This is a genomic window from Streptomyces sp. JLBG701 (assembly GCF_058544905.1).
In genome coordinates, this window is sequence record NZ_CM178588.1 from 8,256,001 (window position 1) to 8,282,310 (window position 26,310).

Consider the following 26,310-nt stretch of genomic DNA (forward strand, 5'->3'; position numbering starts at 1 on the left):
GCCTAATCACTCACATCGCGGTACGGAAAAGCACCCATGGGCATGACCGGTTCGCACCGCATCCCGGGAAACAGTGACGTATTCCCGGAAAACGGACGACGCGTCAGTCCAGGCGACGGGCCACGCCGAGCAGACCCGTCTCCGCGTCGGTGGGTTCGGTCATGACGAAACTGCGGTGCTTACGAGTGCACCACAGGGCGACGCTGTCGTGAAGGTTCGGAAGGTACTGGAGAGGTTCGTCCGGGATCCCCAGGGTGTCCTGGACGATCTCGGTCTCCTGCGGCGAGATGCGCTGGATCCCCACCAGTTGGGCCTGGGACAGCCAGCGCGGAGCGTGCTCGCTGACGAAGGGCAGCACCGTCACCACGGCCTGCCACGGCAGGGAGGTGACGCGTCCGCGCGGCGGGCGGATACCGCAGTCCCGGAACAGGACGACCGGGCTCGACACGGAGGGGCCCTGAGCGGGCACGCGTCCCACCGGATAGACCGTCACACACTGCTGGCCGCCACCGGCCGTCTGGGCCAACTGCTGCCAGGCCTGCGGCCGACCGGTCTCCACGCCCACGCGCGCCCCCGTCGCCGCGGCACGCAGCGCCAACACCTGGGCGAGCCAGAGACCGCCCACGAGCACGACATCGAACGGGGTGGGCCGGGCCAGGCCGAGCACGGCCGGCTGGTTCGACCGGTCGGTGCCGATGATCACGCCGTCGTCGCCGATCGGCATGCTGATCGCCGGGAGCTCGTCGACGGTGACGACATGGCGGTTCCGGCGCGGCCCGCGCAGCCCGAACCCCGGGCTGAAGACGCGCCGTTGCTGCCGGGTCGCCGACGGCTGCCGGATGATCGGGATGATGCCGGTGTCGGTGGGTGAGGCCACGTGCGCGGGGGTGCGTGCGGGGGCGGCGTTCCGGCCCGGCTGACCCGGGGGCATGGTCTGAGCGGGCTGGGACATCAGTACGTACCTCCGAGCGGCAGGGTGGCGAGGGCTCCGGGGACCTGTTCCCGGTCGAGGCGGACCAGTCCGACCTTCGCGGCACTCGCGGTCCGCTCCAAGTCCCTTCCCACCTGGCCGAGTTCGCTGTCACCACGGGCGGTGACCCGGATGTGCCCGGCGAAGGAGACACCCCGGCTGCCGGCCTTGCTCAGGGTCACGCTGAACGTCGTGGCGAGCACCGGGAGCGAGGTGAACCGCGTGATCAGCTCGGGCAGTGACACCCCGCCGTCCCCCAACTGCGGCCAGCGGGAGATCCAGTACGTGGTGTGCCACCGGTCGTCGACCCGCCAGGTCCGAACCGCCTCGACCGTACGACGCTGGGGCGCGCGCCCGTCCTGGGTGTGCTGGGCGCTGACTCGCGGGTTGAGGCAACTGGAGGTCGCGAGGGCCTGCACCAGTTCGTTCTCGTCCAGGATGGTCGCCTTGAACCCGGCCCCGTCCAGCCGGCTGGCCAGCTGGTCCGCCACCCGCAGCAGCGCGCGCTGCGCCCCGGCGACGCCGTCCCCGCGCGCCTGAACCGCTTCCGGGCACAGCTCGGGGTCGAGCTTGAGGGCGACCCAGGTGAGCCGCAGCGCGGGCGAACCCGCCTGCGCCTGGAGGGGGCCGTAGGACCGCGCGGCGATCGACTCCTGGGGCAGATGCGGCGCGGGCGCCGGCTGGGTGTGCTGTACGACCTGCGCGGAGGCGAGCCGGATCCCGTCGACCTCCAACGCGTCCTGGATCAGCCGGAGCGGCAGCTGCCGGCCGGCTGCCTCGGGACGCAGGGGCATGTCTCCCGGCTGCACGAAGAGCACCGCGGTCAGGAAGGTCCCGTCGCCGATCAGGCCGATCGAACGGTCGTTACGGGACACGAACCCGTAGGTCCGCAGCGCCGGATCGCACTCCACGGCCGGGGCCAGCATCGGGTCGGTCCCGGGCGGGACGGGCGACTTGGCCTCACGCTGACGGCGCCTCAGCGCACGTACCGTCTCGTACCACTCGGGCAGCGGCCGACGGCCCCGGCGCAGAACCGCGAGAAGCAGCAGCAGCGCGGCCACGGCACCCGCCGGGGCCAGCAGCCAGGACACGTCGGTGACCCAGGCGGCCAGCATGACGCCCGCCGCGAGCTCCACCAGGATGAGCTGCTGCAGCCGTACCGGCCCCATGCCGCCGGGAGTTGGCAGCGTGCGGGGCGAAGCGGCGGTGGGGACCGGAGTCGGCACGCGTCCCTGCCCCGGACCGCGGCCCGGACCGTCCGGTTGCTGCTGTGCGCGGCGTTCGCGCCGAGAGCTCGTAGCGCTGGTCATCCCCCGGGACATCCCTTTCGCGAAGTGGTGGCCGTTCGTCAGGCGCCCATTGGCCGACATCGTCCATACGAGTGGCTCACGGTACCCGCTGCCGAGCACAGGCGGCACAGCGGCACAGGGGACACAGAGCCCCGGGTGGCCAGCCTCGCACGGACCCGCGTCGCATGGTGGAGCGCTGTCGTGAAGCTCTGTGAAGATGATCTGTGAAGATGCGGGGCCGGATGCGGGGACGGCCCTACCCTGATGGACCGCCACCCCGCGGCGCAGGGCATAGTAGGTGCCTGCTCGGCCGAAGCGGCGGCCTGTCGTCGGGCATCGCCTCGCGATTCGCGATCCGGCACGATCGGGCACCAACGGGTACCAACGGGGGCCTGCGAACTCGGACCCCGCCAACGGGGACCATCGGGGACCAGAAATCGGGAGACACGGGGACCATGGCAAAGCGTCGGGATGAGCTCGCCGCCTACACGTTCGCTCGCAAGCGCACCGTCGCGGCGTTTCTGGCGCCGTCGCCGGGCGGCTCCGAGGAAGGCGCACCGCGTCCCGTCCGTACGGTGATGCCCAGCCTCGCCGTCGGCGTCGTCCTGGTGATCGGCTTCATCGCCTGGGGCGTGCTCAAGCCGGCGGCGCCCGAGGGCTGGGACACCCCCGGCGAGTACATCATCGTCGACAGCGACTCCACGACGCGCTACGTCGTCCTGGAGGACAAGGCGGCGAACGGCAAGAAGACCCCGACCCTGCACCCCGTCCTCAACTACGCCTCCGCCAAGCTCCTCCTCGACAAGGGCAAGGGCAGCGTCCTGGAGGTCTCCGGCAAGGAGATCGACAAGAGCGGCATCCCCCACGGCTCGACCCTCGGCATCCCGTACGCCCCCGACCGCCTCCCCGCCAAGGACGACGCGGAGAAGGCGAAGACCTGGGCGGTCTGCGAGCGCCCGACCGACGGCTCGGACAACGCCATCGACCGCGCGGTCTTCGTCCTCGACGCGGCGGACGCGAAGGCGCTGGGGGATGCGGGCAAGGTCTCCTCCAGCGAGGCCCTGTACGTCATCGACAGCAAGACCTCGCTGGAGTACCTGGTCGACGGCAAGGGCAACCGTTTCCTGCTGGGCGGCACGTCGGGTCTCGACGACACCACCATGGCGCAGCTGCGCTCCGCCGTCATCGGCAGCAGGGCCGAGCCGCAGCCGGTGAGCCAGGAGTGGCTGGCCACCCTCAACGACGGCGGGGTCATCGGCTTCCCGACGGTGCCGTCCGCCGGAGACACGGCCTCGGTCCAGGGCCTCCCCGCCAATGCGAGCACGGTCGGCCAGGTCCTTGAGGCGCAGGACGCGCAGGGCACGCAGTACTACGTCGTCCTCAAGGACGAGGTCGCCTCCATCACGCCCTTCGTCGCCCAGCTGCTCAACCAGTCGCCCTCCGCAGTGGGAACCGAGGCCGTCAAGGTCCCCACCCAGGACATCAGCGCGGCCAACGGCGGCCAGGCGAACCGCTTCTACGCCGACAAGGGCTGGCCCGAGAAGGTCCCGCAGCAGGCCAACCCCGCGGCCACGGTGACCGACGCGGCCCGTACCACCTCGTGCAGCGTCTACGACGGCACCATCGGCACGGACAAGAAGCCGCAGCTCGCCACCTGGGCGGGAACGACGTACCCGAAGAAGGTCATCGCCGATTCGCTGAGCGCCTATGTCTCGTCGGGCTCGGGGCTTCTCTTCCAGGAGGTCGTCGGTACGGCGGGAGGCGGCGGGGCGTGGTACCTGCTGACGGACACGGGCCTTCGGTATTCACTGCCGGTGAACAACGACAGTTCCGCGGCGTCGGGCAGCAGCGGTTCGTCCTCGTCGGAGGGCGAGGCGAGCGAGACGGACAAGGCGCGTACGCGGCTGGGATACGAGGACGTCTCCACCCCCGCGGTCGTGCCGCAGACGTGGGCGAAATTCATCCCGAAGGGGCCCACTCTGGACACCGGTAGCGCGACTCAGGAACAGAGTCAGTGACCGGCCAACGGGCTGGCGTGCAAGCTCACTTGAGAGTAAGACGGCGTGTGGATCACAAAACGATCGCCCAAGTGTGTGAGCCGTGTAACTGATTGGTCTTGCCTGTGGATGAGTGACAGGCTAACGATAGAGTGTTTGCAGCGCTCAACGGTGCGAAGCTTCCGGGCACCAGTGCAGGTTTCCCGGAATCAACGACGACATGGGGGAAGGTTCAACATGGCCGGCCAGTTCCGGGTAACAGAGGACGAACTCACCAAGCTCTCCGGTGACATCAACACCGTCAGCGGCCAACTGCAGGGCGAGATCCGCCGTCTCAACGGAGTGATCGACCAGATCGCGGGAGGTTGGCAGGGTCAGGCGGCCCAGTCCTACCGTCAGCTGCAGGACCGTTGGAACTCCGACGCGAAGAGGATGAGCGACATCCTCAACGACATCAAGGAAGCCGTGGACTCCACGCGGAGCAACTACTCCGCGTCGGAAGAGCAGCAGAACAGCGAGATCAGCAAGATCATGTCCGACTTCGGCTGACAAGGGCCGCGGACACCAGCAGATCTTCGTCGGTTCCGAGGGATCCGTAGGGGCCTCGACCGATCTCCACTGACTTCTCTTCTTACGACTCTTCCTGAAAGGGAACGACGATGTCGATTCTCGTCAATTACGCAACCATCACCAACGCGTCCACGGACGTGAAGACGACCGCCGGCCGCATCAAGCAGCAGCTCGACGACCTCGAGGCCGCGGTCAAGCGCGTCGCCAACTCCTGGGAAGGCGAGGCGCAGGAGGGTTACCAGCGCAAGCAGCGCGAATGGGACCAGACCGCCGCCGACCTGCACGCGACCCTGCTGAAGATCTCCACCGCCCTGCAGAGCGCGGCCGAGAGCTACCAGGCCACCGAGAAGAGCAACGCCTCGACCTGGGGCTAGGCCCGTCGGCGACCCGAGGGACCTGAGATGAAGAGAATCGGCCCAGCGAATGCCAAGGCGTCCGCTGGGCCGACCTCTGCTCCGGGGTCGTACACACCTTCTGCGGGACCGAGCACGGCAAATCCCGCAAATCTTCACACGCACATGACCCAGCTTCGAAGGAAGCAAGGAAGCCCTGGGGGCCTGGACATGAGGGGCCTGAACGTGGAGGGCCGGAAAGCCCGTTCGCGTAGCCGCAACAGTGGAACCCGCGCACTGCAGCGGGTTCTCGGCGTGCTCGCGGCGACGGGGATCTGCTTGACGTCGGCGCCGGCGCAGTCGGCAATGGCGGACACGGTTGGTTCCGGCAGCGTGGACTTCGGCCTGGCGGCCAGCACGGAGTGCGTCTTCGGCGGCGACGTCATCAAGTCCACGCCGTGGTCGCTCCAGCGGCTACTCCTGGACCAGCTGTGGGAACAGGCGACGGGCAAGGGCGTCACGGTCGCCGTGATCGACACGGGCGTCGACGACACCAACGTTCAACTGAGCAGTGCCATGGCGGCTGGTGGCAAGGACTACGTCGGCTCCACGGACGGCACTCAGGACCTCGAAGGCCACGGCACGAGGGTCGCGGGCATCATCGCCGCACGCGCGATCAAGGGCACGGGCTTCGTGGGCATCGCCCCCGACGCCAAGATCCTCTCCCTCCGCTACACGGGCGGGGAGGGAGACGAGGGGCAGGGCAACTCGGGGACCATGTCGGAGGCGATCCGGGCCGCGGTGGCCGCGAGCGCGGAGATCATCAACATCTCCTCGGACACCGCGAGCAAGGAAGACAACGACGGCCTGCGCAGCGCCGTGGAGTACGCGGTGGGCCAGGGCGCCCTGATCGTGGCAGCCGCCGGCAACGACGGAGCCGACGGCAAGTCCGCGGACACATACCCGGCTTCCTACCCCGGCGTCCTCGCGGTAGCGGCCTCCGACCGCAACGACGAACGCGCCTACTTCTCACAGTCGGGCGACTTCGTCGACGTCGCCGCACCCGGCGTAGACATGGTCTCCACCGTCCCGAAGGGCGGCCAGTGCAGCGCCGACGGCACGAGCTTCGCGGCTCCGTACGTGGCGGGCGTAGCGGCATTGCTGAAGCAGAAACACCCGACGTGGAAGGCGTCCCAAATCGCCACCCGCATCGAGGAAACCGCCGTACGTCCGGGGCGGGGCCCCAACAGCTTCATCGGCTGGGGCGTGGTCGACCCGGTAGCCGCCCTCTCGGACGACTCGACGCCGGGCTCGTCTCCGTCACCGGATCCGGTGACGACGGTCGGCGCCGGCAGGGTCGTCCCGATGGCCGTAACGATGGGCGAGAGCGAGGCGGAACGGGAACGCCGGATCGCGATCTACGTCCTGGGCACGGGGGTGGCGCTGGCACTCGTGGTTGCGGGGGGTGGGGTGGCTGTGCGGGACTGGCGTAGTCGGCGGGATGGTCGGGTTGGGCAGGATGGCCGGATCGGGCGAGCTGGTCGGTCGGGTAGCGGACTTGTGCGATGACTGGGCGAGTTGGGCAACTTGGGCACCGAGCGGGTACTGACAACTTGAGGAACAGGGGAGAGGACAACGGGGTATGAGTAACGGTATGCGGGTTGATCTGAGTGCGCTGGATGAGGTCATCCGGAAGCTCTGGACGCTGCTGGACGACATGGACAAAGCGGGGCAGACGTCGCGGTATAACACGGAGATCACGATGGGTGCGTTCGGGAACAATTGTGTGTTCCTGGAGGCGGGCGATCTCTTCAATGCCCATAAGGACGCGAAGAGTGACCTTGAAGGTGCGATCCAGGGACTGCATGGCCTGATCGACAGTTTCGGCAAGAGCACGTCCAAGGTGAAGGACAAGTACACCGAGCAGGAGTACGCGAACAAGCAGCAAATGGGTGGTGACTCCGGGGGCTCGAACGGCGACTGGGCAAAGTAGTCCGATCGAAATCACCCATTAAGTGGAGGAGTTCAAAATGGCCGGAGACAAAGACCTGCCGAAGCCCGTGATTGAGAATGACGTCTGCGTTGCGGACCCAGGGCGCCCTCAGACCAGGACTCAATTCATTGACCACTCACTCAAAGAGCTCAAGCAGATGCTTGACGGCACTAATCCAGACCTGATCGAAGAGACTGGTCGCCACTGGGGAAAGGTCAACGAAATCCTTGCCGGTGGCGATGGTGGGGGGATCGCGGGCCTGCTCGACAAGGCGGTCGACAACGTCCTGGAGCACTGGGAGGGCGACGCAGCCAGGAGTTTCGAGAAGAAGGCTCGCGAAATCGCGCAGAACGTCAGGTACGCGGCCTGGCACGCTGATCTCAATAGTACTCAGATGGCTGACGCGGCCTCTCAGTTGCGCAACTACAAGGCGCAGCTGGACGAAATCAACGAACCCAGTGGCTGGGCTAAGGTTGGTGACGCCCTGAGTGACTGGTCCTGGGATAACGGCGAATCAACGGCCAAGGACCTCCAGGACCGCAAGCTCACCGCCAAGGAAGTAGCCGAAATCAACGAGGGCAAGATTGGCGCGAGCCGTGAAGCCCAGCTCAACGGTGTTGCCGTCATGGAGAACCTCGGGGCTCAGTACATGCGAGTCACGCGGAACTTGAAGAACAACAAAATCATCGACGACGGTGAGGGCAACATTAAGGAGCCCAACGGTCAGGTGGAGTACCCGCCGCCAGTCACCGGCGGTGGCGGGAGTGCATCTCGGCCAGGAGCAGCGGGCTCAGTCCCGAAGCCGTGGAGCGCAGGCTCGACAGCCAGCGTCAAGCCAGCCCCTACGGTGCCCCGTGACTCTGGCATTACTGGGGGTTCGCAGCTCCCGACAGCCAAGACAAAGGTGGATAGCATTTCCCCTGGCCTGACGGGGAGTGGCCCCAGCACGGGGACCGGCGGAGGCATCAGCGGTGGCGGCGCCAGCAGCGGCGGGGCTCAGGGCCCGAGTGTCGTCCCTACTGGTGGAACGTCCGGCCTCGGGCGCGGTGCTGCCGGACGCGGCGGCATCGGAGCCGCAGGCGGTCGCAGTGGCATGGCCGGTGGCGGCGCGGCGGGTCGCGGTGCCGGAGGCCGATCCGGTATGGGTGGCATGGGCGGGGGCGCCGGTGCGGCTGGTCGAGGCAGTGCTGGCGCTGGTGGCCGGGGAGCCCTCGCGAGGTCCCGTGGTGGTGTGGTCGGGGCAGCCAAGGGGGTCACCGGCAAGGGCGCCGGTGGCGGTGCGGGCTTGCACGGCAGCCGCGGCGGATCTCAGCGCGGCGCCATGGCTGGCGGAGCTGGCGGTGCGGGTGGTCGCGGCCGGCGGTCTGAGGAAGAGAACAGCCAGGGTGACCGTCCCGACTATTTGGTCGAGGACGAAGAGACCTGGATCTCGGAAGAGGACCGTAACCGGAACGTACCGCGGACCATCGAGTAAGTACGGACGCGGGCCAGACTGGAAGTCGTCGTCTGCCCCTGTATGAAGGCTGGCGCACCCAGCCAGAGCTGAGTGAGGAGCAGGGAATTGCGTTTGAAACGAGTCTCGTCAATGGCAGGGGTCGCGGCTTTGACGGGAGCCTTGCTCCTCACATCAGCCCCGACTGCCTCGGCTGACTACGTGAGGGACCAACAGTGGGCCTTGGATGTCTTCTCAGTAGAAGACGTTTGGGCCGAGTCGCAAGGGGAGGGCGTTACCGTTGCTGTCGTCGACACCGGAGTTGACGCCACCCATCCCGATTTGACAGGTCAGGTCCTTAAGGGCAAGGACTTCACCGGTGGAGGAAATGCTCAGGAGGATGTAGTCGGGCACGGGACCAGAATGGCGAGTATTATCGCCGCGCATGGTCATGGTGCAGGAAATGCATCCGGTATGATCGGCCTCGCGCCGAAGGCGAAGATTCTACCACTGCGCACCCTCCAGAAGAGGGATGATAAGAATCTGGATGAGACGTGGGCCGCTGCAGTTCGTTATGCTGTGGACCAGGGCGCAAAGGTCATCAATCTGTCCTTTGCTGATGAGTACAGCACGACTGGTAGTGTCGGCCGAGAGGCAATTGCGTACGCGCAAGCGCACGATGTCGTTGTAGTTGCTGGCTCGGGAAACAATGGCGGAGATGTCGGTTATCCGGCTGCACTGCCCGGTGTAGTGGCCGTTGGCGCAGTTGATAAAGACGCCAACCTCTGGGAGAACTCCAACACTGGGAAGGAATTGGCTCTTACAGCTCCCGGTGTAGACATTCTCGCTGCGAATAAGAACCGATCACAGGGATACAGTCTTGCGAGCGGCACCTCGGACGCTACAGCCTACGTGTCGGCTACTGCGGCCTTGGTCCGCGCAAAGTACCCTGCCCTCACTGCAGGCCAGGTAATTAACCGTCTGATCAAGTCGGCCACCTTCGCGCACCACGAGGGTTTGAAAGCGCCCGACGAAGGATACGGCTACGGGATCGTCCGGCCCTACTCGGCGCTCACGATGGACATCCCCGCTGGTTCCAAGAAGAACCCTCTCGGCCAGCTCCAGTCATCCGACTCCGCGTCCGGCGGCGCGTCCGAGGAACCGGACACCTCGACCCAGGCTGATGAAGGGAAGTCCTCTTCAAGCAACATCCTCGTCATCGCTGGCGGGATCGCAGCCGTCGTAGTTGTCGTCGGTATCGTCATCGCGGTAATCCGCAGCCGTCGCAACGGCGGCAACGGTGGTCCCGGCTCCGGAGGCGGAACCCCCTCTTACGATGCGGGCTACCCGCCCCAACCTCCGACGGGCCACCACTCGTACCCCAATCAGGGATACCCCACTCCTCCGGGCCAGTCCCCGCAGCACCCCAACCCTTATGCGCAGCAACCCCCGAACCAAGGGCAGTAGGCGGCGTAGTTCCCCTCGGGGATGCTGTGGACTCGGGACTACCGGGCCTGAATTCCCAACCAGTTGCCCATGAGAGCCGTCGCGTACCGTGAACCGCTCGGCCGCCTTCTTGCTCGGGAGCGCAGTTGTCGCCCCCTGCCTGCTCTTCGTAACGTCGATCTCGTCTGGAAATTTCTGTGGCTGACGGCGCTGGACCTGATCGGTCGGATCCAGCTGGCCACCAAGGCACCCGGAAACAACGACACCGCAGCGAATCAGCCCGAGACCGAGAAGGGACCTCCTCAATGGGCGCCATCGTCCTTATCGTCGGCGTGATCGGCATCGGAGCCGTAATTGTCGCCGCCACTGTCTTTGTCGTAACCCGTAGTCGCCGCGACTCCGGGAACGGTGGCCCAGTCAGCGGAACTTACCCGCAGAACGTGGGCTATCCCCCCCAGCAGGCGGTGTACCCGACCGCCCAACAGCCGTACCCCACCGCAACTCCCGACCAGGAATACGGGTACCCCGCTCCTCCTGCACAGCCTCCGCAGCCCGTCAACCCTTATGCCCAGCAACCTCCGTACCGAGACCAGTAACGAGCACGGACAACCGGTGATAGGCCCAACGGTGGTACCCGATGTCGATGCCGAACAGGTGCTGAAGCACGACAGGCGCGCACGAGCGAGGCAGGTCACGGGACGTATCACTCTCGGCCTGGTCTTGATCGCGCTGTCGGTCGTGGCGCATGCCCGCCCAAGATCAATTCCTGCGAGGCTGGACCGGCGGGTCGGCCGAGGCCGGTCCAAGTGAAGTCCGCGACCCCCGCGCTGTGTACTTACCGCTCCATGGCACAATCGGCCCATTCGACCGCCGGTTGTCGTTTGCCGCTGCGACCGTCGATACGCGAACGGGGAGGCCTGAGTGGGGGACCACTTCAAGACCGACATTGATCAGCTCGCCACTTTCACCAGGGACCTCAAGGAAGTCAATGACTGCCTTGAGCAGGTGCGGACCGCCCTGCAGCACGTACGGGCCGACCAGATCGGGACGCCGGAGCTGGACGAGGCGTGCGACGAGTTCCAGGAGCGCTGGAAGTACGGCAGTGAGCAGATCCGGGAGCGTATCGGCAAGCTCACCGAGGGCCTCCAGAAGAATACGGACAACTACCGCGAAGTGGAGACCTCCCTGGAGGAGAGTTTCAAGCGCGCCGCGGCTGCGGGGAAGTGATTGCGGTGGCACAGAATCCGTATGTGTACCTCGGCTGGAATCCCGTGCCGGGACAGCCGGGTGAAGTCGAGAAGCTCCGTACCCAGCTGGTCAATTCGGCGAACGCGCTGCAGACCGCGTACCAGAAGATCGACAAACTGCTCGGCGAGTCCAGCTTCTGGGAGGGCGACGCCGCCGTGGGCTTCCGCGAGGCCCTCGACGGCGACCTGCCGAAGTACATGAAGGACGCCCACAAGTCGCTGACGCTGGCCGCCGGTCACCTCGGTACGTGGCACGGCGGTCTGACCAGCCGCATGGAGCTGGCGCACAAGTACGACGTCGAAGCCGGCGACCACAAGGGCGACCTGAAGACGGCTGACTCACGGTACGAGACGGCCAAGCAGAACCCCGATCTGAAGCTTGCGGGCAAGACGTTCGCCGAGGGTCCCGAGCTGCAGGCCGCCCAAACTCGCCTGAACGCGGCCAACGCCCGGCTCAACGACGCTGTCACCGCCGTCAACAAGGCGCAGGGCGCCCTCGACGACGTGATGCGGAAGGCGCGGGAGCTGGAGGGCACGCACGAGGCGGAGGCGCGGGACCTTGCGAGGAAGCTGAAGGACGCCACGAAGGATCTGGCGCCCGAGGAACCGGGGTGGCTGAGCAAGGCGCTCGGCTGGATTGAGGACAACCTCACCAACATTCTTAGTGTGTTGGCGGCTGTGGCGGGGTTGCTCGCGCTGTTGTGCACGGGGCCGTTCGGGATTGCGATGCTGCTGGTCGCCGCTGGTGCCAGTCTTGCGACTGCGGCCACCCGTGTCGCCGATCCGCAGGTCAGGGCCTCACTCTGGGACGGCATTTCGAAGGGCGAGTTCGACGCGGACTTCTGGGAGAACTCCGTGGGCCTCGTCGGCGACGCGGCGGGGGCGGTGCCGGGACTCGGGGCTGTGACACGCGGAGCCAACGGGGCCATCAGGTCGGCCTTCCACGGGGGCGAAGCCGCGGCCGGAGCGATGCAGTTCTTCAAGCAGTTCGGTGACAACACGGTCACCGCCGCCACTCGGATCTCGACTGCGGGTGCTTACAATCCCGTCGGTGACTGGGTGGCTCACGCCGCCGGAGGCAGTCAGGCGGTCAGGGCGGGGATGGACTACATCTCGCCCGTGGCCGGTGTTATCACCTCCGGGTTCGGACTCGCCGCCGACAACATCGACGCTCTGGACGGCGATGCGGGCGGCAACACGAGCACATCGGTCGACGGTGCTCGTGCAGGCCTGTTCGATGGCCCCGGGGCCATCTCGACCATCGTGGGTACCTTGCGGGTGGTGACATGACCGAGCAGGAGTCCGCCGTGCCTCCGCTGCGGCTGCTCATCGACGATTCGGCCCGCGACCCGAGTTCCAAGATCTGGTACGCGCTGCCCGGCGGCTACTTCGACGTCCCGCTGGACGCCCTCGATGCCGAACCCGGATCGGAGCACGAGGCACGTCTCGAACACCTCATGGTTCTTGTCGCCGACTGCGCCCCAGAAGCGGAACACGACCGCTTCGCCGGTACGGTCCGTGATGTGCGGTACATGGTGCGGCATATGCACAGCGAGGGCATCATCGGCTGCGCGCTCGGTATGCACTACGCCGATGATGGCTCTTCCGCAGGCTCGGTCGTCACGGTGGCGCTGCGGAACATCGAATGGGCCCCGCCCAAGCTCACGGCTGTCCGGGCCGTCTCGCTGCTCGAATCCCCGCAGAACGTGGGTCTCTTGACGTTGCCGGGCGGCCAGCCCGCTTCGGTGTCCGACACTCTCGTCACCGTGCCCGCCGTAGCTGGCATGGCTGGGCAGGAGCTCTACCAGTGCAACCTGTACATTCCGGCTCCGTCGGGCGTTCAGCTAGCCGTCCTGACGATGAGCACCGTGGCCGTGAGTTCGCGCAAGCACTACCGCGACTTGATGGAATGCATCGCGTACACCGTGTCGTTCCACGATCCTCTGGCGGAGATCGAACGCGCCGCACAACGTGAAGGGGCCCACGGCGCCAGCACCATCAAGGACGACATTGCCGCCGACTTTGGATGATCCATATGAGTCTGAGTAAGAACCCAGGGGGCTTCGACGGCCCTGTCGCATGGGAAACCCCCGGCACCCCCGCTGCTCTGTGTCGTTGGATGGCACGGCTCCTGGGCAAGATGCTCGGCTGGATCGTGGTGTGGCTGGCTTGGTTGTACGGGGTGGTGATCCAGCTTTCCTGGGGAGCTGTGGCAGTCCTGGCCGCTCTGCCGTTGGCAGTGCTCGCGTACCTTGTGTGTGCTCAGTTGTACGGACTGTTCAAACTCTGGCGTATGTACCGCATCCTCAAGGTCTATCCCTGGCGGCAGCAGCCCGAGGGTGTCCGGGCTGTCCAGCGATGGCCCAAGGGTGCGAGGGCTGTGTTCGTACTGCCGAATCCGGACCGGCCGGAGAAGACAGAATCACCTGAAGAGCATGGCGGCTTTTTCAGGATCTGGGACCGTGCCGCGCGCAAGGGGTTCCACGACGAGCTCTGGTATGCGGGCGACCCTCGCTTCGCCTGTGTAGTCGCCAAGCCGGGCCCGCAGACGCTGAGTTACGTGGCCCAGCCCACCGCCTACAACCTCAATACCTCACCCCGCCGTAAAGGCATCAGCCCCGAAGCCCGCCGTCGCGCCCGGGCCATCGGTGCGCGGGTCGCCGACTGACTCAGTCCGACAGGATCTGTTGTAGATCACGGGGAGTGGTCATGACGGGTGATGTCGCTGTTCGATTGCATACTGTGTGCCCTCGTACGCCCCAGCGGCATGCGTCCATATGTGACGCTCTCTCAAGTCGACATGAACCGATTTGAAAGAGGTCGTTGATCAGCCGCTCAGCCATCCTGGGGGCCTTCGGACGGATCAGTGCGGTGAGCCGTCGGTTGCGTCCGGCTTTGCGGATCTGGGTCGGCGAACCGAACAGGTCCAGCAGTCTGAGCACGGCCGGGTGTTGCATGCGCGGGCCCAGGACCCGTTCCAGATGCGGGTGGATTTGTTGTGAAGGTGACCGTGTGTTGATCTCCTGGCTGCCCATCCGTTTGCACCACGCGCAGCTCGGAGCGGAGTACGGCTGCCCGCGTTGATCACAGATTGTGCATAGAAGCCCCACGAGAAGTGTGCGCCACCGAGTCAGTGAACGTCGTAAAGTGGCCTGTGACTTACGGGGGAAGATGTACTCGCGATGCTGCAGTTGCACTCTGCTGAGCCAGCACGCGTAACTCGGTTGCAGGTCAGCCGAGATGACGGACCTTTGTTGCACGTGATCAAGCCGCGCATCATGCCCCCTCACCAGCAGAAATGTGTGTGAGGAACCCATGTCCTATCCGACGCCGCCTGGAGGCCCGGGCAGCGCCAACCCGTATGGGCAACCGCCCCAGCAAGGTGGATGGCAGCAACAACAGTGGCAGGGGTCGGGCCAATGGCCGTCGGCGCCTCCGGGGGCGCAGCCGATGGTTCCCCCTGTTCCTCCCGGTGCGCCAGGCGGGGGTGGGCGCACTGCTCGTACCGTGATCGGTTCGATCCTTGGCCTCTTCGGTGCCCTCGCACTCCTGGGAGGAGGGGCGCTCGCTGCGCACGCTTACAGCAATAGCCGGCAGACGATCGCCAACCCCGAGTACGGAGAGGCGATCTGGTCCGACGAAGCCGCGGACAGCATCTTTCCGGACACCATCGGCGGCCGTGACGGTCGGCTCGGGGATCTCGCCAATCCCAAGTACGCGTACTGGCGTCGGCTCGGGATCTCCCCTGAGACCGCCTGCAACAAGGGACTGACGGCGAAGACGCTGGCGCAGGCAGAGAAAGTCGGGTGCAAGGCCGTGCTGCGCGCCACCTACGTCGACCCTACCGGGGACATGGTCGCAACGGTCGCACTCATTGTGCTGCCTGGAGATGTATCGAAGAAGCAGGAACTTGCTGAGGCCTACGAGGGCATGGAGAACGAGGGAGCAGTGGCCCCCTTGGAAGTGCCGGGCACTCTGGCCGCCGAGTGGAAGAAGCTCGACCGTAACGGGTCGGCGCTGACATCAACCAGCGGCGAGCATCTCCCGTATGCCGTCGCTGCCACCACGGGTGCGGTCGATGGGCGGCTCGCGGGCAATCTGCCGGGTGAATGGGCGGAAGACTACGCTGAGATCATGGCTGACCGGGAGTCCCGGTTCGCCGAGGCGGAAATCCTGGTCAGGATGTTCGAACTGCACATGGGTGACCTCCAGCTCGGGGGTTCGCAGTGGTGACCAACCGACGTAGGCGGACGGCCGTCGTGGGTGCTGCGCTGACCGGTCTCATCTGTGTACTGCCGATGGCCCCCGCACACGCCGCCACCTCCACTCCCGTGGGGTGGGAGGGCAATGCCCTCGGCCTTTCGTCAGCGCAACAGCTCAGCCAGGGTGAAGGTGTCACCGTGGCCGTTCTGGACAGTGGAGTGGTGCCGGACCACCCCGCGGTCAAGGGACGAGTGACCACCGGTCCTGACTATCTCCAGGACGGACTTGACTCGCAGAGCCCCGAGTGGGGTGGGCACGGCACCGCCATGGCGTCGGACGTACTCAAGGTCGCACCCAAGGCCAAGATCCTTTCGGTGAGGGTCATTGACGACGAGCATCAGTCTGACGACGGAAGCGTCGAACGGCAGAGCGGCGTGGGTTCGGTCCCGAACGGTATCTACTACGCGGTGGATCACGGTGCCGATGTGATCTCGATGTCACTCGGAACCGGCGCGGTCGGTAACTTCGCGAACGAGGAGGACGTTGCCGCCATCGGCTATGCCCTGAGTCACGGGGTGACGGTACTCGCGGCGGCCGGCAACAGTGGGGACGAGCTCAACGAGACCGCTTTCCCACCTGGTTACGCCGGCGCCATTGCAGTGGCCGCGACGAAGCAGAGCGGGGGGCGCGCCGATTTCTCGACCGTTCACACGTACAACGAAGTGGCCGCCCCCGGCGTGGGCATCACCAGCGCGAAGAACACGGGTGGCTTCGAGGCGGTGCAGGGTACGTCTCCGGCGACGGCGCTCGCGTCAGGCGTCGTGGCGCTGATGCTCTCCCACAACCCCAAGCTCACCCCTGCCCAGACGCGCGCGATCCTCACCGGCACCGCTCGCCATCCGCAGGGTGGGTGGAACGCTTTCCTCGGGTACGGGCAGATCGACGCAGCGGCAGCCGTCAAGGCCGCGACCTCGCCGCCGGACGACAAGACAGTGCCGGTGAAATACGAGGGCAAGGAGCACTTCGCTTCCCCCGTGGGCACCTCGAAGACCAAGCACCCTGCCATGGAGCCGGAGCTGTGGCTGACCGGCTTGGGCGCCGTCGGCGTGGGGTTGCTGATGGTGATCGGCGGGCTGCTTCTGGTGCTGATGGGCCGTCGCAGGGCCGGTGCCAGTGCCGGCGAGACGGTCATGGCACCACCGCCAGGTTATTTCCAGACCTGATTTCGGTGGTGGGTTGTTGGGAGCCCATGGGCGACGGTGAAGCTCCCCTGGGCGGCGGCGGGTTGAGGCCGAGCCATCGGAGAGAGGAGCTTCGCCAGCCGAACTGGCCCCGACCGCGTCAACCGGGCTCAGGCCGCTGGCCTCACACAAAGGATCATCTAGCTCCGCATGGCCGACTCCCGCACCGACTCTCGCACCCAAGGCCCCGTGACCCGGGTGATCCTCTGGATCTGCGGCGGCCTCGCCGCGTTCGTCGCCGCCTTCTGGGCCGTCACCGCGACGGTCGACCTCGCCCTTTCCGCAGGCGCCTACGGCACCCCGGGCACGTACAAGGTGGAGAGCTGCTACGACTTCAGGGACACCCGTAAGGGCTCCGATATTTCCTGCTACGGAGACTTCACTCCGGACGGTGGGACCGACGCCGACGCCGTCTATGTGCACCTCGAGGACACCGGGCACGACTACCCGAACGGCACCGAGTTCGACGCGCGGCAGGGGCTCGAGTCGCAGACGGTTCAGCGGGCCGGGATCCGGGGCGTCGTGGGTGAGTTGTGGCAGGTCGGGTTTGCTGTGGCCGGCCTCGGCTGGCTCGCGTACCTGGTAATCAGGCCGCCCGAGTCGGACAAGCCGAAGCGAAGCCGGGAGCCTTCGCGGCGCGAGAAGGTGGCCGGGTGGGTGGGCGTCGGTGTCTTCGTCTGCGTCGTTGTGGGCGTCCTGGGCTGGGTCGCCAACCTCGTGGAGTCGATCACTTCCCAGTAGGGCTTGGTCGGACTGATATCGGTTCTGACCCTGTTGAGGTGACAGATGGGGCAGACGCCGTCCAGATCATGAGGAGTAACTGCAGTTCGCGGGCGGCATGGCTTGGCGTTTCTGGTGGCGACAACCCGCCCCTCGGAGGTTGACTTCATGGGACTCCTCGACAAGCTGACCAGAACCAGCGCCCCGACGATGGTGTCGTGCCGCGCTCGGCCGAGGAGGTGCTGACAGCCCTGCTCGGCGTCAATCGGCCCCATGCTCCGTACGTCATCCGCAATCGAATGCGCATTCGACAGCTCAGGGCTGCGCAACCCCCTGCAGAACGCCGTCCTCAAGTCGGGCTGGACCGGGCGCAGCCTGGTCTTAGGCAAGCTGTGAGGCTGGCGGGACCACATCCGCTTGCCTGCGGGAGGACCGGTTGCCGGGGTTCGAGAACTGGGAGCTTCAACTCGGCCATCTCCGCCTGGAGTTCCTCCCCAGGGCCCCCGGGAATGAGTCGCGCGCGGACCAAGCCTCGGACAGATCGTCCTGTGAAAGCACTCGGCCAGGCAAAGAGTTGGCGAACACCGCGGCCCCGGCGGCCCCGTTTCCCCGAGGGCACGCCGAGGCCACCCTCAAGCGAAGAACCCCACCAACAAGCTGATCACAAGCCCGACCACCCCCACCAAGACCAGCACGAGGCACGTCCGGAACAACCGCGTGCTCGGCGCCCGTCCGGAGGAGAAGCCAGTCGCGACCCCGAAGAAGCCGATGGCGAGGGGGATCAGCGCGCCGAACCACCACGCGAAGCCGAGCGCGATGGCCCCGACCCAGCCGTCATCCTGCGCGTAGGAGGTATCGCCGGTCTTCCGAGCCTCCATGACATACCCCCGCGCATGCAGCGCATCGCTCCTCAGCTCCGCGTTGAGGTCCTTCACAGTGCCGTCGTTGGAGGTGAAGGTGCCGTAGCAGTACCTGGTCTTGGTCTTCTTTCGTGAGCCGCTCGACGAGTTCGACCGGTATTTGTAGTCGACGGTGCAGGTGTCGACCGTGAGCTTGCCCGGTGTGGATGTGGAGTACGTGTAGGGGCCCAGGTAGGCGCCGAGGGCCAGGAGGACGAGGCCTACGAGGATCAGGCCCGCGCCGATGAGGCGGCCGAGGTTTGCCCGCTCACCCGGTGTCGCGGTGTTCGGCGCGGCGTTCCCTTGTACTTGGGTCATTGGGGGTTCCTCAGAATGGGGATACGGACGTCACAGGACCAGCGCGCAGACGAGTGCTGCCAGGACACCCAGGGCGCAAAGGCCGCCCAGCAAGGGGCCGGTGATGGTTCGGGCCGGCAGGGTCTGCCAGGAGGCTGTGAAGCCGGGGCCGTTGCGGCTGCCGAAGCCGGTGAGTAGGCAGTAGGTGCCGAATGCCAGTAGGGCGAGGCAGATCGCGAGAATCGCGGCGTCGTCGCCGGGGTCCCGGTCCTGCGGTTGTTCGAAGGTGTCGTCCACTTGCACAACCGGGATTTTGGATCCTGTTTCGAAACGCGATGACGTGGCCACCACCACGTCTTGGTAAGTCGTCCCGTCGTCTTGTGCGGTCCAGCTTCCGGTGCAGCTGAACTTGAGTTCTGTGGAACGTTTCCGCGTGCCGTAGTGGGTCTTCGTGTGCGTTTCGCATGAAGAAACGGTGAGGGTTCCGTCCGTGCCTTCTCCGGCCAGTTCGCTGCGCAGTTCGGGAATGGTCACCACGGCCACGACTGCGGCGACCAGGAGTAGTCCCAGTCCGACGAGCCTTCCCATCCACAGGGTCCCTGTACTGCGGTAACTCGGTTGTGTTGTCACCACTGTTGACTATCCCCCCGCTACTTGACGATCTCTTGACTTTCGGGCTCGCTGGGTCTTGCGCGAGGAGTCTAAGGTATCGATCTGTCGTCCAATATGAGCGGCAGCAAAGGGAGTTCGGGGGAGCGCGATGACGTACGACATCTTTAATGTGGAGACGGCTGTACTCCGGCAACAGGGGCAGAACTTCGCTGACCTCGGGGGCGACTTCTCAAGCGCCGCCAAGCGGCTTCAGAGCACCCTCGAAGGGTTGGGGGAGCCGTGGGCCGAGGCGGATTTCGGGGAGATCTTCGGGCAGGTCTACACACCGATTCGCGACGGAATCTTCACGTCGATGGACAGCCTCGCGGAACGGCTCCAGCAGATCGGGCACAACCTGCAGGACATGGCGGGTAACTACGACGCGTCGGACGCGTCGAACAGCGGTCTGATGAACGGACTCACGGGTCACCTTTAATCAAATACGGGGCTATTGGTATGTCGCTCACACTGCCCAGTGAACTGGTCTGGGTGCTCGACCTTCTCGGCTACACCTGGCCCGAGGTCGACGAAGAAGCACTGCACGAGGTCGCCGAAGCCTGGCGGAGTTTCGGTGCGGAACTCGAAGAGATCCAGGTGATGGGCGAACGCCTCGCCGGCGCCGTCGTCTCGTACAACACCGGCGAGGCCGTCGACGGCTTCAGCAAGGCCTGGGGTGCCTACACCGGCGCGAACGGCGAGGACAGTTACCTCCCGGACGCGAAGACCGCGTGCGAGGTGATCGCCTTCGCCTTCGATGCGGCCGCGGTGGCAGTCCTCACGGCGAAGCTGGCCGTGATCGCCCAACTCATCGCCCTGGCCATCGAGATCATCGCCGCGCAGGCGGCGGCTCCCTTCACCTTCGGACTGTCCGAGATCGGCGGGCTGGGTGCGACACAGGCCACGCGGCTGATCGTCCGGGAGCTCCTTGACAGGCTCGAGAAGGAGGTCATGGAGGCGGTCACCAAGGGCATGGAGCACGCCACCATGGACGCGATCAAGAAGATCGCCAAGGAGCAGCTCGAAAAGGTCACCAAGGAGAAGGTCAAGCAGTACGCCAAGGACAAGATCAAGGACGAGGCCAAGCAGTTCGTCCAGGAGAAGGTGGTCGACGCCGCCAAGGAGAAGGCCACCGAGGCCGCCGTAGGCATGGCGCAGAACCTCGGCCAGCAAGGCATCGAGACCTACTTCGACGCGCGGTCCGGCATCGACCTCGGGGAGACGGCGGACGTCGCCAAGACGGCGGCCGGCGAGTACGTGGACGGCCTCAAGAACGAGGTCACCGGGGGCGAGGGTTCGACCCTCGCCGGCTACACGGACGTACAGGGGCACGTGGACAACGCCGTGGGCGCCGCGACGGACAAGGCGACCGGGGCGGTCGGGGACCGCGTGCAGCAGGGCGTCGACGCGTTGTCCGGGCAGGGTTCCCACGCCACGCAGGCGGACGACGGGGCTAGGGACACCACCGCCGCGGGGAGCGCCGGCGGCTCCTCGGGTACCACGCAGGCCGCCAACAGGGCCACGGCGACGGCCACTTCCTCCTCCTCGGCGAACTCCGGCGCCTCGGACAGCACCGGGGCCGCGCAGGACTGGGCGCGAAGCGAGTTCGGGTGACATCACCGCTCCGTTCCGCCGACCTCCCCGTCCTCCTATACCGCTCCGACGTCACCATCACCCTCACCGCCGACAGGAAGGACGTACCGCACCCATGACCGCGGACCGGGAGATCCAGGACGAGGAACTCATGGGGATCGCCCAGGACCCCGAACAGGCCCTACGGCTGCGCCGCTCCCTGCGCACCATCGCCGACGCGACATCGCTCGACCCGAGCCTGCGTGACATGGCGAGTTCGGTGCTGAGCGGGCGCGTCGACGTCAAGGACGCCTTCCAGGACCCTCGTTACACTGAGGCCGTGTTCCAGCGGATGCACGAGATCCGCCGGGCGGCCGACGAGCAGACGTACGCGGAACGCCAGCAGTCCAAGGCCCCGTTCACGGAGTGGGACGCGCGGCAGCAGGCCGAGTTGGACCGTGAACGTGCCGAACGGGACGCGCCGGTGCATGGTTCCGGGCGGGGAGAGCGGCCGGCTCAGCGCTGAGGCCTGGGGACCCGTTGGGGCTTGTTTCTGGCAGGGACACGTCGGTTAGGGTGAACGCCTCGGAATCATGAGTGAGCAGGAGCAACGGGGGTTGCCTTATGTCCACTTGGGTGGACTCGCCATGCACTGAAGGGCAGTTGGGCCGGTCGAGCAGGAGCCGACGCGGGCGTGGGAGCCGACATGGCTTCTGACTTCTCCCGGCTGATGAAGCAGGACTTCTCCGACCTGGAAGCCGCGGCCAAGACATGGCGTGAACTGTCCACCATCATGGACACCTTGACGGACCGTCACCGTCGGCAGGTCACCGGGCCGTTGCACGCGTCCTGGAAGGGCGACGACGCCGACGCGGCCCTCTTCTACCTGGAGGACGTCGAGTCGCGGATCGGTGTGGTCGAGACCGAGGCCATGGCCGTCGCCGAGGTTCTGGACACCACCAAGTTCTGGATGGAGCAAGCCCAGACAGACCTCCGCAACGCGGTACGGCGTGCGGAGGAGGACGGCCTTGAGGTCGACGGCGACGGCTCGATCAGCGACCCGGTGCTCGCGGACCTTCCCCGCGCCAACCAGGTGGTGGCCGAGGAGCGCGGCACCCTGCGCGCGGAGCACCGCGCGGCCATCGACGCGGCCCTGACCGCAGCCCACAAGGCAAGCGGTGACGGATCGAAAGCCCTCGCGGAGCTGAACGGCGACATCCTCACCGACCCGTTCAGCCATGACGCGGCGGCGGAGTCCGCCCAGGACGTCACGAACGCGATGAAGGCCGTGGGCGTCCAGGCTCCGCAGATCCCCGAGGACGACCCCCAGGCCGCCGCCGAGTGGTGGAAGGCGCTCAGCCCCGAGGAGCGTCAGTCCTACACGACGCTCTATCCGAAGGAGATCGGCGCGACCGACGGTCTGCCCACGGACGTACGCGACGACGCCAATCGCACGGCCCTCGCCCAGGAGCTCAATCTGCTCCAGGAGGGCAACTACGACGAAGGGTTCCCGGGCGAGAGCGACGAGACGGTCAACAGGCGCCTGAACAACGCCCAGTTGCTCAACGACCGGCTCGAAGCGGCGGACAGTGCGCCCAAGGGCAAGGAGCTGTACCTCCTCGGCTACGACTCCAAGGACGACGGGCGGGCCATCATCGCCATGGGCAACCCGGACACCGCCGCGCACACCGGGATCCTGGTGCCGGGCACCAACACGAACATGGACGCCGTACCCGGACAGCTCGAACGCATCGACAGATTGCAGTCGGCGGCGGAGCGGCAGTCCGACGGCGAAAGCGTGGCGATGGTCACCTGGCTCGGCTACGACGCTCCCGAGGCTTCCACGACAGACTTCAACAGCGTCGGCGGGACCGGCCGGGCCGAGGACGCCGCACCGGACCTGCGTCAGTTCGTGGCGGGCACGCACGCCTCGCACGACGGGTCGCCGAGCCACACCACCGTCATGGGCCACAGCTACGGCTCGACGGTGGTCGGTGCCGCCGCCTCAGGAGGCCCCGGCCTGGGGGCGGACGACGTCGTGGTGGTCGGCAGTCCGGGGATGACCGTGGACAGAGCGCAGGATCTGCAGATGGATCCGGAGCACGTGTGGATCGGCACCGCGGAGGACGACGGCGTCGCCAACAACACCTCCGGTTACACCCTTGGCGCTGACCCGACGCTTGGAGGCTTTGGTGGCAACAACTTCGAGGTCGACACCCATGGCCACAGCGGCTATTGGGACACGGGCAGCGATTCCCTCAAGAACCAGGGAGCGGTCATCGCGGGCAAGCAGCCCAGCGAGGCTCCGAAGGAGGGCGGCGACCTGCCGCCGGAGGGTTACATCGTCCCCGGCCTGTAGGCCCCTTCTCCGCACGGTACTTGCTGTCTCGGCAGCCCTGCTCTCGACTGGAGGCTGTATGTCCCAGAGCGCCGACCCGAACGCCCCGTTGCCCCGCATGGACAAGGACGCCGCGGTGAAATGGGCCGAGGACTACACCGCGTACATGGCCCGGCTCACCGATGTCGAGCTCATCCCCTCGACGGCCAAGGTGAACTTCGAGGCCTGCGTCGGGGAGAACGACGAGGTCGCCGAGGACGGCCGGTACAGCCTCTTCTACTACGTCTACTCTCCGGCCCCCGTCACGGAGCACACCCGCATCGTGCGCGAGCTCCGCAGCGAACTCCCCAAGCAGGGCTACGAGGTGACCTCGTACCGGGAGTTCAAGAACGCCTATGCGTCAGCCATCTTCAGCGCCCGCAACAAGAAGAACAACTACAGCGTGGAGGCCGACACCGTCGGTTCCGGCAAGACCAAGCCCCAGCGCCTCTCCTTCGCCATCCGCACCCCCTGCATGCTCCCGCCCGGCGTCGAGCAGCAGCAGTTCTGAGCGCCTGAACCCCCGAGAGGAACCGGACGTGTCCCAGCGCACCGACGTCGACCCGGCCGAACTCCGCGCCTCCGCCGGAGCCTGCGACGACATCGCCCGCACCATGAAGGGCCCCGCCGACAAGGCCGTCAAGGAGTCCGGGACCGCGGCCGGCTCGCTCACCGGCTGGTCGATCGGCCCAGCCCTGACGGAGATCGCCACCAGCTGGAAGCCCGCGCTCGACGGTCTGCACGCCCGCGTCCAGGCAGGCGGCGACAACCTGAGGTCGTCCGCGGACGGCCATGAGTGGAACGACGAGCGGGTCTCCCAGGACTTCGAGAAGACCGGTGCTGATACGGCGACGCAGGCCACGCCCGGCAAGATGCCCGCGGTGCTGCGCCCGAGCGCCGCCCCGGGCTTCGACCCCGGCGGCCGCTCCTCCGGCGCCGGATCACCGGACCCGCGCACTTCGTACGGCACCAATATGCCGACGTACGCCGATACAGTCGGCACCCGCCCCACACCCGGCACGAACGACTTCGGCTGAGCAGGCGAGGCTTCTGCGGTGGCCGTGTGTTGAAGTGTTCGCAGTTGCGTTGGTATGTTCACGCCGGTCGAGACCGCCGACCCTCCCTCCCGATGAGGTACCCCTTGGACAGCGCCTCCGATAGTCCAGACAGCCCCGACCGTTCCGGCAAGCGCGTGGACGACTCCGAGTTCCTGGAGATGACCCAGCAGGACGCCGTCCAGGCCAGGATCCTGCGGCAGTCCCTGGAGCATCTCGCCTCGGGGCTTGGCGGCGACGCGCTCAAGGAGATGGCTCAGGAGGTCCTCTCCGGGCGTATGGGGTTGCGGGAGGCGGCCGATGTGTCGGCGTATGCCGAGCAGGCCGTGGAGCAGGCGGCTCCGCTCGCCGAGAAATGGGCCTCCATGTCCGACAGCGAGCGTGAGGCGCTCGCCGCGGAGGGCGAGCGCCGGCTTGCGGAGGAGCGGCGGCAGCTCGATGACGAGCGGCGTACGGAGTCCGAGAACCGTTCCGGTACGAAGTCGCGTCACGACGGTCGCGGCTGGTCCCTGTACTGACCTGTGCTGAGTTGCCGTAGCTGATGCGAGTAATGGGGGAGACGTGAACTTTCGGGTAGAGCCCGGTGCGATCGACGGCTTCTCGAAGCTGGTGGGGCGTGCCGTGGACGGCGGCGCGCAGGCCGTCGCGTACGCAGGCAGCCATACGCAGATCGAGAAGTCGCTGGGCGGAGACGCCTGGGATCTCGTCGCGGGTGATCACGACCAGTACGTGAGCGAGGCCAAGAAGGCTCTGGAGAAGGTCAAGAGCGTTCTGGAGTCGTCCGAGAAGGAACTGACGGGCACGGCCAGGTACTACCGGGAGACCGACCGGGGCGAGGCGGCGAAACTCGACGCCACCTATCCGTGTTCCAAGGCGCTGGCCGGCGGTTCCGAGGGCGATGCGCAGGACTTCTCCGACGCCAGTGACGCGTCGGATGCGCTGAAGCCGCCGGCCGGGGACAGCGGCAACCCCCTCGTCAAGTACGCGTCGGGCCACGCGGACGAGTATCAGATGAGTCCGGTGCAGAAGACCCTCGGCACCATCCTCGACCTGGGCAGTCCCTCGGCGATGGCGGTCGAGGCGTGCAAGTTGCTCTTCGACTTCGACCCCTTCGCCGTCGTGACGAACTGGGTGCTCGGCGACTGGAACTCGTACAACGACTGCTCCGACGCATGGGGGAGTCTCGCGTCGTTCTGCGACGCGGTCGCCGCCAACGTGCGCAAGGGCAACCAGAACGTCTCCCTCAGCTGGGACGGCAACGCCGCGAACGCCGCCACCGTGTACTTCGACGAGTTCAGCAAGAAACTCGACGAGATCAAGGAGACCTTCAAGTCCCTGCAGAGCTGTTACGCGCAGGCGGCGCAGATGGCGTTCCAGTTCGCCGAGTTCCTGAAGTCGTTCCTGGTGTTGTTCTGCGACCTGCTCGTCATCTGGCTGGTCAACCTGCTTGCCGCGCAGGCCGTCAACGCGATCCCCGTCGGCGGGCAGATCGCCTCGGCGGCCATGTTCGCGCTGGCCGCGGCCGAGGCCATCCGGCTCATGGAGATGTGGGCCGAGGCGTCCAAGGCCTTCGACACGTTCGCGTCGGCGATGGGCGCGCTCGGCGCGGTCATCTCCGCGACCGTCAACGGGTTCTCGGCGGCGGACGGGTTTCCCCAGGTGGGCACCGGCGGCTACGACCATGCCGCGGTATGAGCGGTAGAAGGCGGTTCACTTCATGAGTTTCATCGGCGGCGGGGTCAACGGCCTCGACCTCTTCCTTTCGCGCGCCCGCGTCATGACCGTCGGGTCGGTACCGGTCTGCCTGGCCGCCATGGTCTTCTTCATCAAGGAAGAGGGCTGGCGCTTCAGCCTTCTTCTGTGCTGCGTCCTGCCGTTGGTCGCCGCCTACCTAGGGATCCGGGGCCATCGGGAGATCCGTACGGGGCTGGCGGCGACGGGTCTCGCCCTGGCCGTCGCCACACTGCCGTTGACGTTCGTGCTGGCGTCCCTTGAGGGGTCGTAGGGCGATCGGCTTGTGAC

The 26,310-nt window shown here is 66.5% G+C and carries 27 protein-coding genes and 1 pseudogene; 23 read left to right on the forward strand and 5 right to left on the reverse strand.

All coding sequences use genetic code 11. The annotated features are described in order from the left end of the window. Positions 1-103: 103 nt before the first annotated feature. Together AC5DRG_RS38170 and eccE are read right to left on the reverse strand one after the other, a co-directional pair. The gene (locus AC5DRG_RS38170; RefSeq protein WP_491804297.1) at positions 104-952 is read right to left on the reverse strand and encodes a hypothetical protein; all 849 of its coding nucleotides are present in this window, start codon (positions 950-952) and stop codon (positions 104-106) included. Next, entirely contained in the window at positions 952-2,280 is a 1,329-nt protein-coding gene (gene eccE / locus AC5DRG_RS38175; protein WP_491804298.1) for a type VII secretion protein EccE, read from the reverse strand. The genes AC5DRG_RS38170 and eccE overlap by 1 nt, the downstream gene beginning before the upstream one ends. Before the next feature lie 434 nt (positions 2,281-2,714). On the opposite strand from eccE, the gene eccB reads away from it, so the two are divergent. The 11 genes from eccB (at position 2,715) to AC5DRG_RS38230 (ending at position 13,944) form a co-directional block, all read left to right on the forward strand. Next, a complete protein-coding gene (eccB, locus tag AC5DRG_RS38180; RefSeq protein ID WP_491804300.1) occupies positions 2,715-4,277 on the forward strand; it encodes a type VII secretion protein EccB in 1,563 nt (520 codons plus the stop codon). 216 nt (positions 4,278-4,493) lie between these two features. Then, on the forward strand, positions 4,494-4,805 hold the full coding sequence (locus AC5DRG_RS38185) for a WXG100 family type VII secretion target (protein WP_491804301.1): 312 nt from the start codon (positions 4,494-4,496) through the stop codon (positions 4,803-4,805). A gap of 110 nt (positions 4,806-4,915) precedes the next feature. Further along, entirely contained in the window at positions 4,916-5,200 is a 285-nt protein-coding gene (locus AC5DRG_RS38190) for a WXG100 family type VII secretion target (protein WP_491804302.1), read from the forward strand. Between the two features lie 324 nt (positions 5,201-5,524). Continuing rightward, positions 5,525-6,727 (forward strand): type VII secretion-associated serine protease mycosin, encoded by a 1,203-nt coding sequence (gene mycP, locus AC5DRG_RS38195; RefSeq protein ID WP_491804304.1) that lies wholly within the window; start codon positions 5,525-5,527, stop codon positions 6,725-6,727. A 73-nt stretch (positions 6,728-6,800) separates the two neighbouring features. Next, positions 6,801-7,151, forward strand: a complete 351-nt coding sequence (locus AC5DRG_RS38200; protein WP_491804305.1) for a hypothetical protein — start codon at positions 6,801-6,803, stop codon at positions 7,149-7,151. A 22-nt stretch (positions 7,152-7,173) separates the two neighbouring features. After that, positions 7,174-8,625 carry a hypothetical protein gene (locus AC5DRG_RS38205; RefSeq protein WP_491804307.1) on the forward strand — a complete coding sequence of 484 codons (1,452 nt, stop codon included), beginning with the start codon at positions 7,174-7,176 and terminating at the stop codon, positions 8,623-8,625. A 180-nt stretch (positions 8,626-8,805) separates the two neighbouring features. Continuing rightward, on the forward strand, positions 8,806-10,050 hold the full coding sequence (gene mycP, locus AC5DRG_RS38210) for a type VII secretion-associated serine protease mycosin (protein WP_491804309.1): 1,245 nt from the start codon (positions 8,806-8,808) through the stop codon (positions 10,048-10,050). Between the two features lie 900 nt (positions 10,051-10,950). Beyond that, complete coding sequence (locus AC5DRG_RS38215) at positions 10,951-11,256, forward strand: DUF6317 family protein (RefSeq protein ID WP_491804310.1); 306 nt, start codon at positions 10,951-10,953, stop codon at positions 11,254-11,256. Between the two features lie 5 nt (positions 11,257-11,261). After that, a complete protein-coding gene (locus tag AC5DRG_RS38220) occupies positions 11,262-12,566 on the forward strand; it encodes a hypothetical protein (RefSeq protein WP_491804311.1) in 1,305 nt (434 codons plus the stop codon). Further along, positions 12,563-13,306, forward strand: coding sequence for a hypothetical protein (locus AC5DRG_RS38225; protein ID WP_491804312.1), 744 nt, complete (start codon positions 12,563-12,565; stop codon positions 13,304-13,306). The genes AC5DRG_RS38220 and AC5DRG_RS38225 overlap by 4 nt, the downstream gene beginning before the upstream one ends. A gap of 89 nt (positions 13,307-13,395) precedes the next feature. Beyond that, entirely contained in the window at positions 13,396-13,944 is a 549-nt protein-coding gene (locus AC5DRG_RS38230) for a hypothetical protein (RefSeq protein WP_491804313.1), read from the forward strand. Between the two features lie 145 nt (positions 13,945-14,089). Here the strand turns inward: AC5DRG_RS38230 and AC5DRG_RS38235 are convergent. Then, positions 14,090-14,272: pseudogene (locus AC5DRG_RS38235) on the reverse strand (IS110 family transposase); the annotation flags it as partial. Between the two features lie 511 nt (positions 14,273-14,783). On the opposite strand from AC5DRG_RS38235, the gene AC5DRG_RS38240 reads away from it, so the two are divergent. The 3 genes from AC5DRG_RS38240 to AC5DRG_RS38250 all read left to right on the forward strand — a co-directional run bounded on the left by AC5DRG_RS38240 (position 14,784) and on the right by AC5DRG_RS38250 (position 17,461). Continuing rightward, a complete protein-coding gene (locus AC5DRG_RS38240; RefSeq protein ID WP_491804314.1) occupies positions 14,784-15,509 on the forward strand; it encodes a hypothetical protein in 726 nt (241 codons plus the stop codon). A gap of 26 nt (positions 15,510-15,535) precedes the next feature. Beyond that, positions 15,536-16,702 carry a S8 family peptidase gene (locus AC5DRG_RS38245; RefSeq protein ID WP_491804316.1) on the forward strand — a complete coding sequence of 389 codons (1,167 nt, stop codon included), beginning with the start codon at positions 15,536-15,538 and terminating at the stop codon, positions 16,700-16,702. Between the two features lie 207 nt (positions 16,703-16,909). Next, positions 16,910-17,461: a hypothetical protein gene (locus tag AC5DRG_RS38250; RefSeq protein WP_491804318.1), complete on the forward strand. Its 552-nt coding sequence runs from the start codon at positions 16,910-16,912 to the stop codon at positions 17,459-17,461. Positions 17,462-18,072: 611 nt separating this feature from the next. On the opposite strand, the gene AC5DRG_RS38255 is transcribed toward AC5DRG_RS38250, so the two are convergent. Then, entirely contained in the window at positions 18,073-18,657 is a 585-nt protein-coding gene (locus AC5DRG_RS38255; protein WP_491804319.1) for a hypothetical protein, read from the reverse strand. Between the two features lie 30 nt (positions 18,658-18,687). Then, entirely contained in the window at positions 18,688-19,224 is a 537-nt protein-coding gene (locus AC5DRG_RS38260) for a hypothetical protein (RefSeq protein WP_491804320.1), read from the reverse strand. Positions 19,225-19,396: 172 nt separating this feature from the next. Here AC5DRG_RS38260 and AC5DRG_RS38265 point away from each other — a divergent pair, with 172 nt between their 5' ends. The 9 genes from AC5DRG_RS38265 (at position 19,397) to AC5DRG_RS38305 (ending at position 26,293) form a co-directional block, all read left to right on the forward strand. Next, positions 19,397-19,723 carry a WXG100 family type VII secretion target gene (locus AC5DRG_RS38265; protein WP_491804321.1) on the forward strand — a complete coding sequence of 109 codons (327 nt, stop codon included), beginning with the start codon at positions 19,397-19,399 and terminating at the stop codon, positions 19,721-19,723. Positions 19,724-19,743: 20 nt separating this feature from the next. Continuing rightward, positions 19,744-20,898 carry a WXG100-like domain-containing protein gene (locus AC5DRG_RS38270; RefSeq protein WP_491804323.1) on the forward strand — a complete coding sequence of 385 codons (1,155 nt, stop codon included), beginning with the start codon at positions 19,744-19,746 and terminating at the stop codon, positions 20,896-20,898. A gap of 94 nt (positions 20,899-20,992) precedes the next feature. Then, positions 20,993-21,382 carry a hypothetical protein gene (locus AC5DRG_RS38275; protein ID WP_491804325.1) on the forward strand — a complete coding sequence of 130 codons (390 nt, stop codon included), beginning with the start codon at positions 20,993-20,995 and terminating at the stop codon, positions 21,380-21,382. Positions 21,383-21,562: 180 nt separating this feature from the next. Continuing rightward, positions 21,563-23,215, forward strand: coding sequence for an alpha/beta hydrolase (locus AC5DRG_RS38280; RefSeq protein ID WP_491804326.1), 1,653 nt, complete (start codon positions 21,563-21,565; stop codon positions 23,213-23,215). A 58-nt stretch (positions 23,216-23,273) separates the two neighbouring features. Further along, positions 23,274-23,744, forward strand: a complete 471-nt coding sequence (locus AC5DRG_RS38285; protein ID WP_491804328.1) for a hypothetical protein — start codon at positions 23,274-23,276, stop codon at positions 23,742-23,744. A gap of 28 nt (positions 23,745-23,772) precedes the next feature. Continuing rightward, positions 23,773-24,270, forward strand: coding sequence for a hypothetical protein (locus tag AC5DRG_RS38290; protein ID WP_491804329.1), 498 nt, complete (start codon positions 23,773-23,775; stop codon positions 24,268-24,270). A 92-nt stretch (positions 24,271-24,362) separates the two neighbouring features. Further along, on the forward strand, positions 24,363-24,806 hold the full coding sequence (locus AC5DRG_RS38295; RefSeq protein ID WP_491804330.1) for a hypothetical protein: 444 nt from the start codon (positions 24,363-24,365) through the stop codon (positions 24,804-24,806). A 43-nt stretch (positions 24,807-24,849) separates the two neighbouring features. Next, entirely contained in the window at positions 24,850-25,983 is a 1,134-nt protein-coding gene (locus AC5DRG_RS38300) for a hypothetical protein (RefSeq protein WP_491804331.1), read from the forward strand. Between the two features lie 22 nt (positions 25,984-26,005). Beyond that, positions 26,006-26,293: a hypothetical protein gene (locus AC5DRG_RS38305; RefSeq protein ID WP_491804332.1), complete on the forward strand. Its 288-nt coding sequence runs from the start codon at positions 26,006-26,008 to the stop codon at positions 26,291-26,293. Positions 26,294-26,310: the final 17 nt, after the last annotated feature.

Coding starts and splice junctions, on each gene's coding strand:
- AC5DRG_RS38170 (WP_491804297.1), bottom strand. CDS start 952: ATGTCCCAGCCCGCTCAGACCATGCCCCCGGGTCAGCCGGGCCGGAAC.
- eccE (WP_491804298.1), bottom strand. CDS start 2,280: ATGACCAGCGCTACGAGCTCTCGGCGCGAACGCCGCGCACAGCAGCAA.
- eccB (WP_491804300.1), top strand. CDS start 2,715: ATGGCAAAGCGTCGGGATGAGCTCGCCGCCTACACGTTCGCTCGCAAG.
- AC5DRG_RS38185 (WP_491804301.1), top strand. CDS start 4,494: ATGGCCGGCCAGTTCCGGGTAACAGAGGACGAACTCACCAAGCTCTCC.
- AC5DRG_RS38190 (WP_491804302.1), top strand. CDS start 4,916: ATGTCGATTCTCGTCAATTACGCAACCATCACCAACGCGTCCACGGAC.
- mycP (WP_491804304.1), top strand. CDS start 5,525: ATGGCGGACACGGTTGGTTCCGGCAGCGTGGACTTCGGCCTGGCGGCC.
- AC5DRG_RS38200 (WP_491804305.1), top strand. CDS start 6,801: ATGAGTAACGGTATGCGGGTTGATCTGAGTGCGCTGGATGAGGTCATC.
- AC5DRG_RS38225 (WP_491804312.1), top strand. CDS start 12,563: ATGACCGAGCAGGAGTCCGCCGTGCCTCCGCTGCGGCTGCTCATCGAC.
- AC5DRG_RS38230 (WP_491804313.1), top strand. CDS start 13,396: ATGGCACGGCTCCTGGGCAAGATGCTCGGCTGGATCGTGGTGTGGCTG.
- AC5DRG_RS38255 (WP_491804319.1), bottom strand. CDS start 18,657: ATGACCCAAGTACAAGGGAACGCCGCGCCGAACACCGCGACACCGGGT.
- AC5DRG_RS38260 (WP_491804320.1), bottom strand. CDS start 19,224: ATGGGAAGGCTCGTCGGACTGGGACTACTCCTGGTCGCCGCAGTCGTG.
- AC5DRG_RS38265 (WP_491804321.1), top strand. CDS start 19,397: ATGACGTACGACATCTTTAATGTGGAGACGGCTGTACTCCGGCAACAG.
- AC5DRG_RS38270 (WP_491804323.1), top strand. CDS start 19,744: ATGTCGCTCACACTGCCCAGTGAACTGGTCTGGGTGCTCGACCTTCTC.
- AC5DRG_RS38275 (WP_491804325.1), top strand. CDS start 20,993: ATGACCGCGGACCGGGAGATCCAGGACGAGGAACTCATGGGGATCGCC.
- AC5DRG_RS38280 (WP_491804326.1), top strand. CDS start 21,563: ATGGCTTCTGACTTCTCCCGGCTGATGAAGCAGGACTTCTCCGACCTG.
- AC5DRG_RS38285 (WP_491804328.1), top strand. CDS start 23,274: ATGTCCCAGAGCGCCGACCCGAACGCCCCGTTGCCCCGCATGGACAAG.
- AC5DRG_RS38295 (WP_491804330.1), top strand. CDS start 24,363: ATGAGGTACCCCTTGGACAGCGCCTCCGATAGTCCAGACAGCCCCGAC.
- AC5DRG_RS38305 (WP_491804332.1), top strand. CDS start 26,006: ATGAGTTTCATCGGCGGCGGGGTCAACGGCCTCGACCTCTTCCTTTCG.